Here is a 12,455-nt window from a genome sequence, read left to right on the forward strand (position 1 = left end):
TGGTGAGATGCCCGTGGAGCAGGCAGTCCAGAAGGTAGAAGTGGACACAGCAGGAGCAGGGCAGCGTCTGAAGACCGCGAGGGTGGATAGGGGCCTTAGCATGTGGGAGCTATCCAGGAGAGCCGGTATCTCACAGCCACAGATCAGTTTGCTTGAAAGTGGGAAATATCAAGTGAAGCGAAAAGCGGCGGAGAAGCTGGCGGCTGCGCTTGAGGTTGGTGTGGATTGGCTACTGACCGGGGATGAAGAGAAAAAGGCTTTCCCGGCAGATAAGGCAATGGTTGACTGGCTGTGGCAGCATCCAGAGGTCAGGGAAGAACTGTGGGAGCGGATGAATGAATGAGCACCTCCGTAATGCCCTCTGAGGGCTTCTAGGAGCGGTTTTAAGCATTAGGGGTATTGCGGTATACCTCGATGCTCTGGAAGCTCCTGGAAGCTCTCTGAGTGGCTCAGAAGGTCATAGGTGACCTCATGTTAGGTGGTGATTAAATGCAAGATATGGTTGGCAAACGTTTCGGCAAGTTGGAAATTGTAGAATATGAGAAGCGGAAGCCGAATGCCTTAAGCAGATGCACCTGCAAGTGCGACTGCGGTAAAACGATAGAGATTGGTTTGGCTGCGCTCAGGAAGCGTACATCCTGTGGGTGCGATTACCTGGACCCTAGAGCTGATATAACCGGCAAAAGATTTTCAAAGCTGACTGTGGAATCCCGCATCATCGAACCCAATGTTGAGCCCTTCGCAATGAAATGGAAGTGCCGGTGTGATTGTGGTAAGGAGATTACTGCCACCACACTTGCGCTCCAGGCCGGTCTTATTGTCTCATGTGGATGCACTGCTGCTGATGAAGTGACCCTGGACCTTGCCAACGTCAACCGTGGTAATATCGAGAGAACGAACACACTTTTACTCCAGGGCGCACTTGACGGTGTGATGTACGAAAACAATAAATCCGGGGTGCGGGGAGTATATTTCAGCACCACTTTTCAAAACTACTGGGCAAACATAGTTTTTCAAGGAAAGAGGTATCACCTTGGAAGCTACAAGACTATCGAGAAAGCAAAACGGGCGCGAGAGAAAGCTGAGGATATTCTGTATGCAGGTTTCATGGAGCATTATGAGGAAGACCTGAAGCCGCAGATAGCAGCAGAAAATGAACGAGCCAACATTGAGAGCTTTGATAATTTTTTGGAAAATCTGGAGCCGGATGAAGAACGTACACCGATACTCACACCTGGGAAATTCGGGGAGGGACAGTGTCAGGTTTGCGGCAAGCCGATCCCCAAAGGAAGACAAAAGTACTGCTCCAATGCATGCTGCTCTCGGGCCTTGCAGGAATTCAATTATCATAAACGAAAGCGCTCGGAAGAAAGATTCTGCCCAGTGTGCGGAAAGCCCGTCCCTTCAAACAGGACAAAGTATTGTTCTGACTCTTGCCGTGGTCTTGCTTTAAAGAGAAGAACTGTGAAGACCGGAAATGGTCACCAGAAACAGATTGTCTGCCCGGACTGCGGCAAGACTGCTTGGGTTGGATATAGCAGCATCCGCTGTAAGGAATGCCAGGCTGTGGTTAGGAAAAGACAAAATGAGGAGTCTCATTTAAGGCGAAAAGAAGGTGCCACGAGGAAGATCGGCAGCGAGGCATCCTGTGAACGTTGCGGCAAACCATACATCGTAAAAGGTGCTGTACAGAAGTATTGTGAGAATTGCGCTGGTATTATGCTCCAGGAAAAGGCGCGGAAAAGATATGTTCCCAAAGAAGCTGCGACTCTGATTTGCCAGATATGTGGGAAAGAGTTTACTTCAACCGCTAATAAGAAGCCCAAGTACTGCTCGGATGAATGCCGTGAAGAAGGCTTGAGAAGGTACTATAAAGAAGTCTGGAAAAGACAAAAGGCGGAGAAAGAGAAAGAAAAGAAGTAAGTTTATAGGAGCTTCCGATGCACCGATGCCCACAAGAGAGTGTATAGCCACAAGCTGTGGGAGGGAGGGGAAGTTGAATGTGGTCGTTTATATTATTTACTTCCCCTGTAGTATTATATATTTAACTTTCCCTTATTCCCTTTATAAAAAATAATATATATAATAAGATGTAATAATAATTAAAGCAACTGTGCCGCCATTGATCACGAATGCATTATTGTATAGGGCGATAGTTTTGGGGGTTATGACATCAAAATATCAAGACAAGGAGAACACGACGATGAAAAAAGTCTTAATGATTGTTGGCTCTATGAGGAAAAAGTCTTTTAACAGGCAGCTGGCTGCAATCGCGGCAGAACTTCTCCGGGGAAAAGCAGAAGTTTCTTTCCTGGAGTATGCAGACATTCCTTATATGAATCAGGACATTGAATTTCCTGTACCGGAAGAAATTGCACGAGTGCGTGAAGAAGTCAGCGGGGCGGATGGTATTTGGATTATCACTCCGGAATACAATTACAGCTATCCGGGTGTACTGAAAAACCTGCTGGATTGGCTCTCCCGCCCCACAAGGATGGGAGCTCCAAGAACCGAAACAGCCATTGCAGGCAAAAAAGTGACAATCAGCGGTGTAGGCGGGAAAAGTGCTACAGCGAATGTAAGAGTAAAACTAAAAGATCTTTTGCAGTTTATGCAGGTCGATCTGATGGAAGAATGCGAGACAGGTGTGGCGTTGGATATGAGCGCATTTCAGACAAATGTCTTGAATCTATCTGAAGAAACGAAAGTATCTCTTCAGAAACAGGTAGATGCGTTCCTGAAATTTATGGAGGGCTGACCAGACCGCTTTTCAATGCCATTAGTCTTCTGATTATCGCCTACCATCGATCACGAATGCATTCTTAGGACTTGCTATGTGCTAAAAGATAGGTTCTAATGGTGATGGAGGCGGTTTCGTGATAACTACAGAATATAGAGTTGGAGCTGCTTGCAACCACACTGCTGCTCATAATCCCCATATCTCTATCGCTATTGTAGATCCCGCCTGTGAGAAGATACCATAGTTTCCGCAGCAGGATATTTTATATATTCTCACAGAAAATATGATGTAACCACACACGTTCCGGCCTAATCTTGATTTCTTTACGGACTCCTGCTATAATACATTTCGCGCATAGATATAATAAACTATGAAATATCAGGCTCTGTTATATCACACATTGTTTTATGCAATCAAAAAAATATATTTCTAAGGAGTGTGTTCATTATGCCGCGTACCAAGGGGTCTAAGAATAAAGCAAAAACCTCATCCATCCCTACCACCGACTTCACCTCTCTCATTGCTGAGAAAGCAGCAGCCAAAGATGCTCTCGTTTCCGATATCGCTGTGCTGGAAGAAAACGTGAACAATCTGAAGAATGAGCTGAAGGAGAAGAAGGTCGAGCTGAAGAAGCTGGATACTGAGCTGTCCAAGCTGGAAGCAAAGAAAGCGGAAGCCGATGCTAAGGCTGCTGCGGAAGCTCAGAAAGCCGAGCTGGAAGAGACGATTCAGAAGCTGATGGCCGATGGTGTGTCTGCGGCTGAGATTCTGGAGAAGCTGAAATAAAAATATATACCCTGCTGTGAGAGGTAATCATCCACACAGCAGGGTATTTTTTTGCCTTGATGCGTGCGTGCCTGGGAGCATTCACGCCTGTTCTGACATCACTTTCAATTTTGCAAACATGAGCTCTCCGATACAGGTACCGATTTCTAGTAGGAAATCTTCATCTATTTCCCAGAACTTTTCTTTTTTGACCTGTGTTTCAAGCAAATCCTTCATTTTCCAGAGCTGGACGCGGAATCTCTCATCATCCACATCAGATATACAGGTGGGTTCTATTTCATCGTCTGGCACAATGATGTTGCCGTTATCATACACCTTTAACTTCCTGTCTGCGGCGGCTTTTACATACAGCACAATAAAATCATCCATGAGAAGATTTGCAAAGTAATGTGCAAGAGCGTATTCGTCTATGGTGGAGGGGTAGTACCAGAGAGCATCATCAAGTAAACCCACCAGACGGTCAACGATTCCTCCCCAGTATTGAGGATGCCAATCCATCAGCTCCGGGTGATAGTATTTTGTATTTGAACGATGCTTAAAGCTAACATACTTGGAGATAGCTTCAGCAATAAACTCCTGCCAGAACCAATACCCTTCCTGCTTGAGGCGCTCATCGGATAGCCCCAGGACCGGGCCATGCGTGGTGAATTCAACAATATGGCTATCATCGACAAGCCCCGGGTCGCTATAGTGATGCAGGTTTGTTTTTTCGGAATTGATGGCATAGAAATGTCCAAGTTCATGCCAGAAGTACCAGCAGAAGCGTTCGTCATTGCTATCGGGAAGAAGATTCTGCCGGATGAGGATTGCATGACCCTTCTCCCCAAGCATATATTCCATAATGGAATCTTCGGGAAATTCAGTTTTCTTGCAGGCAAGGTCGTTAACAAGCTGGGCCCTAATGGAGCGGATGTTTCGACCGTTGGCGATGATGACTTGAGGATAGGGTGTATTAATCGGCGGCATGATGGACTTGAATATATCCGTAGCAGCAGGAATCCACAGTTGAATCTCGGACTTTGTGGGAGCTTTTGCCATATGTTTTTTCTCCTTATGTCTTTGTGGGTGCATTCAGTGTATTTGATACTCCCGGCCATTATATAAAAAAAGGACTTCACATCGGAGATAAGTATAGACGGGATGACGGCATTATATCATCCGACTGTTGGTAATTCAACTGTGTCTGCAAGGTTTACGGAATTTGCTTTCATTTTCTTCGCGTACTGCATGGTTTTATAGGCTCCGCCGGAATTGTGGTCAACGCAGAAAACGACAAGGTCGGAGCAATTAGCCACAGTCTTGGGTGAGATGAGATGTCCAAAACCTTTTTTCTATATATTCTTTTCTTATATAGATATTTATATATTCATTATCTACGTCTTCTTCAAAGAAGAAAATATAATATATAAGTATATATATAATAGAATCCATAGGGTGAGTGGTACTTACTCACACAACACCATCGTCCATATAATCCACGAGATCACCGTGGATTTCGGTAATCCGGTCGATGTCGATTGTGGCGTTCATCCCGGCAGGACCCGTCTTTTTCATCAGAATGACCTTCCGGGCCACCGGGGCTATCTTCTTGATTTTCTCTGTTACAGTGATATATTTCCCACCGGATTTCCGCTCGTCCGGCACAAAATAGGTGATGGACACAGTGGGTTTCGTGCCATCTTCTATCACATCGGCAATCAGAGTGAGCTTTTGGTTCAGAAGCTCTATGGATGCTTCCCCCAGATCTATCTGCTGCCCGACATATCGCGCTTCTTCTTTGACCATGTCATCGTAGCCGGTCAGAGCCGCAAACGGAGCGAACTGCGCGGCCCGGTCATACAGACTCATGTGAGGTCTGGTAGGTGACTGGTGGTGGGGCAAGTCTATAATATCCGCGTACACGACACGTGGGTCCGGCTCTTTTTCTGTGATTCCTTTTGTCATACCATCTCTCCATTCTGCGGTGCTGCAGCATCTCCTCACGCCTTGTGGCCACCAACCTGCTCATTACGAAGCCGGGTGGTTCCATCTTCAGACAGGTTCATTCCTTTCAGGACAGCGTTCTTGCCGTATTTGGCTTGCAGCAGTAGCGTTGCTTTCTGCAATCGGCGCTCTTTATCGTCCGCTGCCGCTTCCGCAGCTTTCTTCTTTTCAAGGGCTGCGTAGTCCGTGAACAGGTCAAGCTGCTCTGGTGCTTCCTCTGGAATGTCATCCTCATGCAGAAGGTTTACAGCAACCACGGTTACGCGCCTGACCAGAAGATCGGGGTCCACGATTTTATCGAAAAGCTCCATCATGACTTCCATGATCCGTCTGGTGCTGCTGGTCCAGCAGCTGATGTTCCCGGTGCCATGGGCATACTTCGGTACCGGTCTGCCGTAATGGTCAGAAACGACAGCCCCTTTATAATGTTTCCCTGTCTTGACCACCGTGTAGACGGAGTCCTTGATGCTTTTCCCCTTGTACACACAATTGATGCTTTCCCGGTCATATCCGATGGTCAGTTCGATTTTCTTTGTGACCACACCCTTGCGTACCAGATCAAGGACCAGCAGCTCCGTCATTTCTTTCACGATCAGTTTCGCCTGGTCAATGTTATAAGGCTTCATCAAAACCTGCCCGGACGAGATGCTATTGGTTTCCGGTTTGTAGGATTTGATGGTTTTGATTTCCGTAGGCTCCCAGCCCCAGGCGTGGTCGATCACAAGCTCCGCGTTGATACCCAGTGCGGCATACAGCTTATCTTCGTCCTTCACGCTGAGCCTTGCAATATCACCCATGGTAAAGCAGTTGAGCGCAGCAAGGCGCTTTGAGATGCCGGGGCCGATCCGCCAGAAGTCGGTGAGGGGTGTGTGACACCACAGCAGTTCCCGGTAGGTTCGCTCGTTCAGTTCAGCGATTCGGACACCATCCTTATCGGGCTTGACGTGCTTTGCCACAATATCCATGGCGACCTTCGCCAGATACATATTCGTCCCGATCCCAGCGGTGGCGGTGATGCCGGTGGTGTACAGGACTTCCCGGATCATCGTGATAGCCAGCTCATGGGCGGACATGCGGTAGGTGTTCAGGTAAGAAGTGACATCCAGGAAGCACTCATCAATGGAGTACACATGGATGTCCTCTGGTGCTATATATTTCATGTAAATTGAGAAGATCTGCGTACTGATCTGCTCATATAATCTCATTCTTGGTGGAGCAATAATATAAGAAAGCTCAAGAGATGGGTCTGCAGCGAGGGCATCCGCATCGAAGGAAGCGGAGGTGAAGTGGTAGTTTCCGTCCTCGCCCTTGGGGAGCTTGCCGAGCCGCATCGCTCTCTGAAACCGCTCCTGGTTGACTTCCTTCACCCGCTGCACAACTTCAAACAGCCGGGCACGACCGCTGATGCCGTGGGCCTTCAGAGAAGGGGAGACTGCCAGACAGATGGTTTTCTCCGTCCGGGAGGAATCCGCAACAACAAGGTTTGTGGTCAGCGGGTCCAGGTGGCGGTCGGCGGCTTCCACCGATGCGTAATATGATTTCAGGTCAATGGCCAGATAAGTGCGGCCATTGTTTTCCGACATTGCTGTTTCCCCCTTTCTGATTATTCGTACTGTGTAAATGACTGCGTGTTATCTCGCAGCCCTTGGTGTTTCCACAAACCATCTGCCGAAACGGCCTGAGAACATCGGGTCTGTTCGCTCAAAGAAGAGGTGCTTGACCTCACCCTTGATGACTACGGTGTAGCAGTCACCCGGCAAATGCTCTGCCAACGATGATGCCGGTCTGAAGTCCTTTATCGACTCGATCTTAAAGACCCTGCCATCTTTCCAGATGATTTCAAGCGGCTGCATATAGCCGGTGGAATCGAAGATGGAGGTAACCGTGACAAATATTCTCTCCGGGCGCTTTGTGCTTGTGGCCATGGGCGGCTACCTCCTTTCTGCATGAATACTGATTATCTGCAACTATTGACAGCCTATATGCTGCTGTTGACAGTATATATGCTTCTGTTGACGGGTTATTTATATAGTAGGTGTATGGGTTTAAGTAGGTGTATGGCTACTGACAGTCACATATAACTGTCGTTCTCTGCACCGCTGCAGTCAATGGTGCCCATGCAGTTACGCTTCGTGTAGATGGGGCATTCAGCGGACAGCAGATTATAGTAGCGGAGCATCCGCATCTTGTAATCCAGGATTTCCTTTGGCACTTCGAGCAGAGCCGCCGCCTGAAAGAAGTCGTTGCTTTCCCTCAGCACCTCCAGCGTTTTGTCGGTGTCGAGCAGGTACTCAGCAATAAAGCGGTTGGCTTCATCCTCGAACACTGATGCGGCATCGAAGACAGCGAAGTCCTGGAAGGCAAAGACCTGTTTCTTCTGATGGTGGTTCAGGACATAATGCCCGATCTCGTGGAACAGGACGATGGCCTGAGTCCGCTTCGGAAGGTCCGAATTTATAGTGATGACACAGCACCGGGAATTTCTCGTAATAAGCCCCTTTACTGCATCAGGCCCTTTCCCCATAGGGAAATAGTCAATCAGGATGTCCAGGTATCTGCACAGTACCTCAGGCGAGGTGGTTTGGTGCAGGTTGCGTAATCTGCGGGCAATTCTGGTGATTTCCTCGTTCGTCATCTTATCATCTCACAATCCGGTATATACTCAAAAACAGGTTGCGGCATATATATCTCCATTGCATGAACCCGAAACTGCAAGGAGATGTCTATGTGTATCAGAATAATGCACATATGCGGTCATATACCCAGATTGTGATTTACTTATCCTTACGTCCAAACTTCTCACGGGCATGCTGCTTGTTCATGAAATAGGCGCGACTGACTGCTTCATAGAACATGTCCTTCTGATCTTCACTGAGAGAACCACCGGCAAAGAGCGCTTCATTCTGTTTGAGAAGTCCGGCCATCTCCGCTGCACCTTTTTTACCAAAGGTTTCCTGTGCAGCTTGGATGAACGGCTCTTCATCAATACCAGCCTGCGGGTCATCGCAATCATCATTTTGAAGATAGCGCATCGTTACACCAAGTGCCTCAGCCAGCTTCCGCAGTGTGCCCTCACGAGGAAACTTACCCCCGGTTTCATAAGAGACGATGGTGCGGCGAGATACGCCACACAAGTTTCCAAGTTGCTCCTGCCCAAGCTGCAATGCTTCCCGCGCAGTTTTTACTTTTTCTCCGAATCTTGTCATGGTAGTATTCCTCATTTCTATAATTGGGTGAACTGCTTCATTATGAACGCCGTGTAAATTTCCTCAAACTTCTCTTGACAATGAGAAGTTACAGAGATATAATACAAACAAGCGTTCGAGAAGTATGAGAACATTATACACCGAAAACTTCTCAATGTCAAGAAGGAGAGCGAAAAAAAGAGAAGTAAAAATGAGAACTTGAATATAAAACTTCGCATTATATAGTTGCTTAGAATAAGTATAGCATGGATAGTGTCCAATAAAACGGACACGAAAGCGGTAGGAATTGAAGTGTGATTACTAAAATAGTGCCATGAAATATGTACATCAAAAACATGACAACCCTATTGACAACCGATGGCTACTCATATATAATAGTGTACATACAATACATGACAAAGATAACATTGAATGAATGACAAAGAGGGGTAACGATATATGATGTACGAGATTGGGTGCATGGACTGTCAGGTGGCGAGTGGGACCGTCATTAGCCGCATTGCTGTTAAGGACGCAAAACCGGACGATAGAGAGTTGTTTGAGGAGAGGGTATTGCTGCCCAAGGCTCTGGATGGCGGTATCATTAAAGAAGAGCTGGGTTCGGTGGTTGTCTCCCGTAAACAGATGCAGAGCGGGAAGGTGATGAGGACAGAGAAGGGCGATGTGGTGATAAAGCTCACAACACCCTATGACACCGCGTATGTGACGGAGGACGATGCAGGTATCATTATTTCCTCACATTGCGCCGTGATACGTGCGCTGAATCCAAACGAGGTGGATTGTAGATATCTAGCCTATGTTCTAAGTAGCCCATATGGAAAAGATGCGCTAAGTTCCATGACCAACGGAGCCGCTACTGCTATGCTAAAGGTAAGAGATATAATCTCAATCCCTATTCCTATGGTATCTATGGAGGAACAGAGATATCTTGGTGATCTCTATGAGTTGTCCTGTAAGAAAAGAATTGTTTTACGAGGGATACAGATCAACGAACGGAAGGTTATGGACAACTTGATTATGGACGCAATCGAGAAGGAGATAGGGTGAGATGAATTTTTACGAAAGGGTATATAATATAACAAAGGATGACAATCAGGCAATAGAGGCAGCACAGGCGTTCCAGGAAATCTTCCGGCTGCAGAAGACATGGAAGTATCGAATGGTATCACCCGGAGGAATGCTACCAGGGTTGCTAATGCCCCTGCTTCCCAAATTTGTCCTGGATAATAAAGAGGACTTTGAAATCCCTGATGACCTCGCAAGCGGAATAGATGAATTGATGAGAGGTTATGGACGAAAGGAATCGGGGTTCATCATTGCGATCATGAACCAGTTTGTTGCTTTCCTGGATCATTGGATGGGATTGCAGAACAGGTTGATTGCCAGCATTTATATGCAACAGGAAGGAGAGAATTTCTTTTCATTTTTGAAGGAATCCTTCTATATCTTGAGCAGATTGGATCTGAATATGCATCGCCACCCTTATGCGGCCTATGAAGCACTCTTGGAGGTGATAGAGGATATTACCAGGTATGAGGGCAGAAAAAGCGGTGAGCTAATTTCCGAGCGGAGCATCAGCAATTTGATGTGTGAGCTTGCGGAAATAAGAGACGGAGACCTTGTGTATGATGGAGCCTGTGGCTATGGTATTTCCATGAGTCTCGCTGTGGCGGCGACGGATGCAGTTCCTTATATGCAAGATTATTCCAGTGACTGCACTGCGGTGGCTTCAATTCTAATGCTGTTCGCGGGGAAAAAGGAGGCTGTGATTCATTGTGGAGATACCACAGTGAAACCGCTGACAGCAGAGGTTGATGTATATTTTGACCGCTTTATTACTCATCCGCCATTCCTGAATTACAGCACTGAAGTAGAACAACGCTCTGAATATCAAAGAAGTCGGGATTTCCTGTACTCTGGTATGGTGCCGCCCAACGATCGTTGGCTTTTTGTGCGTAATGCATTGGCGCGACTAAAGGATGACGGAGTTGGGGTTGCGCTTGTTCCGATTAGCGTCTTAAGCCGTGAATCAGATGCTTATGCCATGACCAGAAAACACCTTGTATGGGATGGTTTTATCGATTCCGTAATCGAACTGCCAACGGGAGTTGTCGGCAGCATCAATACCAAATGGTCGATTTTGGTCTTCCGAAAGCACGCGCAGCGAGAATCTATCTATATGCTAGATTTGAGCCGTAAGAATGTATACTCGTATTTTGAAAAAGAAGACGCGATGCTGGTATTACGTGATGGTGCAGCTGAAGAAATTGTTTCTTTTGTGAAGGAGCATACAGCGATTGATGGCATGGCGAGAATGGTATCGCAGGACGAGATTGCACAGAAATACTATCGACTAAGTATCGGAAGCTATATAGTAGCAACCACAAATCGAGATGCTGCTGTGGCAAATAGCGCTGAGCTGTGGGATGAACGAGAGCGCTTGGAGAAGGAATATGAACGAGTCAACTATGAATTTGAAGAAGCTCTATGTGGTTATAACGCTTGGCTTAATCATAATGCCATCGATGACGAGGAAGAACTGGGCGAAGACTTATCTTTCAGATATGGAAGCAGACGGCGCTAAACGAGGTAAATGGGAGGGTAGCGAATGAGGAATAAAAAGAACAATGAAATTCGTACCGCCAGGGAGGATATTATGGTCGGCACAAAAACAACGGATCACGAAACCGGCGCACCTGTGGCCTTGATCAAAGGGAAGGGCGACAAGTACGACACCATCAGTCTACAGGAGATTGCCGAGGCCCTCTATGGGAAAGGCGTAACGGTCACAATTCACACAGCATAAAAGAAAAAACAGATCGGCACCGCACTGAAAACGGTGCAAACAGCGTAGCCGGTCGTTCACGCACATCGAGCTTTCCGATAGGACAAGATTCCTTACAAAACGAGATAAGCCGGAGCGGATATAAGCAATATGGTAGCGCAGTACCCAGGATAACTGGGCTGTGAGAACCATGGGCTTTTATCTGCTCCGGCTTTTTGATTCTCACAGAAAAATATATTTTTCCTTCGACAAATACATTATATTTTCGACATTTTTCACGCAAAAACGTAACGAATCTTCTTGACGGCCCTGATAAGCTGAAAATGAAAGGAGTCGAAACGTGGAATCGGACGTTTACAGAGAGGACAGCGTGACTAGCAGGGTCATGGATTACAACAACTACATGACCACAGGATAGAAAGATTAGCATTTTACAAAGGAAGGGGGTGTCTTACAGATATGGAAATCCAGGCAGATGCAGTTGTTTTGGGGAGAAACATCAAAAGCATCAGAAAAAGCCAGCATCGTACCCAGGAGGACCTGACGTTTGATGCCGAGATATCTGTTAAGATGCTCTCCGAATATGAAAATGGCAAGCGGGAAATGAGCAGCCAGGTTCTTTTCAAGATTGCGGATGCCCTGATGGTATCCGTGGACGAGCTGGTGCCGGATCGGCTAAAGAAGCCGGAGGAGGAAACAAGCCCGGAAGAAGATACCCTACTTACCATGTTCCGCCAGTTGAACGCAGCCGACAAGGAGATGCTCCTTGGTATGGCAAAGCGGCTGAGTACATCCGTAGCATAATCCGTACAGTGAGAAATTGCTGTGCGGATTATTTTTTTGTCTTCCGAGGGGAGGACGGCCCCACAGAAACGGGAGAAAATCTGAAAACTTTACATATGTGTAAAGTTTTGAGGGGGAGAAGCGGCTGAACCTTACATCGCTAGGAAGGTGT

14 protein-coding genes are annotated in these 12,455 nt (G+C 47.0%); 8 read left to right on the top strand and 6 right to left on the bottom strand.

Features of this window, described 5'->3' with window-relative positions:
• The 4 genes from ACQRCC_RS11655 to ACQRCC_RS11670 all read left to right on the top strand — a co-directional run.
• Window positions 1-343, top strand: a 343-nt coding sequence (locus tag ACQRCC_RS11655) for a helix-turn-helix domain-containing protein (RefSeq protein ID WP_427850949.1), incomplete at its 5' end; no start/stop codon positions are given.
• Window positions 344-489: 146 nt separating this feature from the next.
• The gene (locus ACQRCC_RS11660; RefSeq protein WP_427850950.1) at window positions 490-1,923 is read left to right on the top strand and encodes a hypothetical protein; all 1,434 of its coding nucleotides are present in this window, start codon (window positions 490-492) and stop codon (window positions 1,921-1,923) included.
• Between the two features lie 280 nt (window positions 1,924-2,203).
• The gene (locus tag ACQRCC_RS11665) at window positions 2,204-2,758 is read left to right on the top strand and encodes an NADPH-dependent FMN reductase (RefSeq protein WP_427850951.1); all 555 of its coding nucleotides are present in this window, start codon (window positions 2,204-2,206) and stop codon (window positions 2,756-2,758) included.
• A 429-nt stretch (window positions 2,759-3,187) separates the two neighbouring features.
• Window positions 3,188-3,526, top strand: a complete 339-nt coding sequence (locus ACQRCC_RS11670; RefSeq protein WP_427850952.1) for a hypothetical protein — start codon at window positions 3,188-3,190, stop codon at window positions 3,524-3,526.
• 81 nt (window positions 3,527-3,607) lie between these two features.
• Here ACQRCC_RS11670 and ACQRCC_RS11675 read toward each other — a convergent pair whose 3' ends face one another.
• The 6 genes from ACQRCC_RS11675 to ACQRCC_RS11700 form a co-directional block, all read right to left on the bottom strand.
• Window positions 3,608-4,564 carry a hypothetical protein gene (locus ACQRCC_RS11675; protein ID WP_427850953.1) on the bottom strand — a complete coding sequence of 319 codons (957 nt, stop codon included), beginning with the start codon at window positions 4,562-4,564 and terminating at the stop codon, window positions 3,608-3,610.
• A gap of 411 nt (window positions 4,565-4,975) precedes the next feature.
• On the bottom strand, window positions 4,976-5,509 hold the full coding sequence (locus ACQRCC_RS11680; protein ID WP_427850954.1) for a hypothetical protein: 534 nt from the start codon (window positions 5,507-5,509) through the stop codon (window positions 4,976-4,978).
• A complete protein-coding gene (locus ACQRCC_RS11685) occupies window positions 5,506-7,092 on the bottom strand; it encodes a DNA methylase (RefSeq protein ID WP_427850955.1) in 1,587 nt (528 codons plus the stop codon). The genes ACQRCC_RS11680 and ACQRCC_RS11685 overlap by 4 nt, the downstream gene beginning before the upstream one ends.
• Before the next feature lie 48 nt (window positions 7,093-7,140).
• Window positions 7,141-7,434, bottom strand: a complete 294-nt coding sequence (locus ACQRCC_RS11690; protein ID WP_427850956.1) for a hypothetical protein — start codon at window positions 7,432-7,434, stop codon at window positions 7,141-7,143.
• 146 nt (window positions 7,435-7,580) lie between these two features.
• Window positions 7,581-8,144, bottom strand: coding sequence for an ImmA/IrrE family metallo-endopeptidase (locus ACQRCC_RS11695; protein WP_427850957.1), 564 nt, complete (start codon window positions 8,142-8,144; stop codon window positions 7,581-7,583).
• 139 nt (window positions 8,145-8,283) lie between these two features.
• Window positions 8,284-8,715, bottom strand: a complete 432-nt coding sequence (locus ACQRCC_RS11700; protein WP_427850958.1) for a helix-turn-helix domain-containing protein — start codon at window positions 8,713-8,715, stop codon at window positions 8,284-8,286.
• 438 nt (window positions 8,716-9,153) lie between these two features.
• Between ACQRCC_RS11700 and ACQRCC_RS11705 the strand changes: the two genes are divergently transcribed.
• The 4 genes from ACQRCC_RS11705 to ACQRCC_RS11720 all read left to right on the top strand — a co-directional run bounded on the left by ACQRCC_RS11705 (window position 9,154) and on the right by ACQRCC_RS11720 (window position 12,304).
• On the top strand, window positions 9,154-9,762 hold the full coding sequence (locus tag ACQRCC_RS11705; protein WP_427850959.1) for a restriction endonuclease subunit S: 609 nt from the start codon (window positions 9,154-9,156) through the stop codon (window positions 9,760-9,762).
• Between the two features lies 1 nt (window position 9,763).
• Window positions 9,764-11,299 carry an N-6 DNA methylase gene (locus ACQRCC_RS11710; protein ID WP_427850960.1) on the top strand — a complete coding sequence of 512 codons (1,536 nt, stop codon included), beginning with the start codon at window positions 9,764-9,766 and terminating at the stop codon, window positions 11,297-11,299.
• Between the two features lie 24 nt (window positions 11,300-11,323).
• The gene (locus tag ACQRCC_RS11715) at window positions 11,324-11,521 is read left to right on the top strand and encodes a hypothetical protein (RefSeq protein WP_427850961.1); all 198 of its coding nucleotides are present in this window, start codon (window positions 11,324-11,326) and stop codon (window positions 11,519-11,521) included.
• Between the two features lie 438 nt (window positions 11,522-11,959).
• Window positions 11,960-12,304: a helix-turn-helix domain-containing protein gene (locus ACQRCC_RS11720; protein WP_427850962.1), complete on the top strand. Its 345-nt coding sequence runs from the start codon at window positions 11,960-11,962 to the stop codon at window positions 12,302-12,304.
• Window positions 12,305-12,455: the final 151 nt, after the last annotated feature.

It is taken from the genome of Sporofaciens sp. SGI.106 (genome assembly GCF_050314255.1).
Classification (GTDB): domain Bacteria; phylum Bacillota; class Clostridia; order Lachnospirales; family Lachnospiraceae; genus Claveliimonas.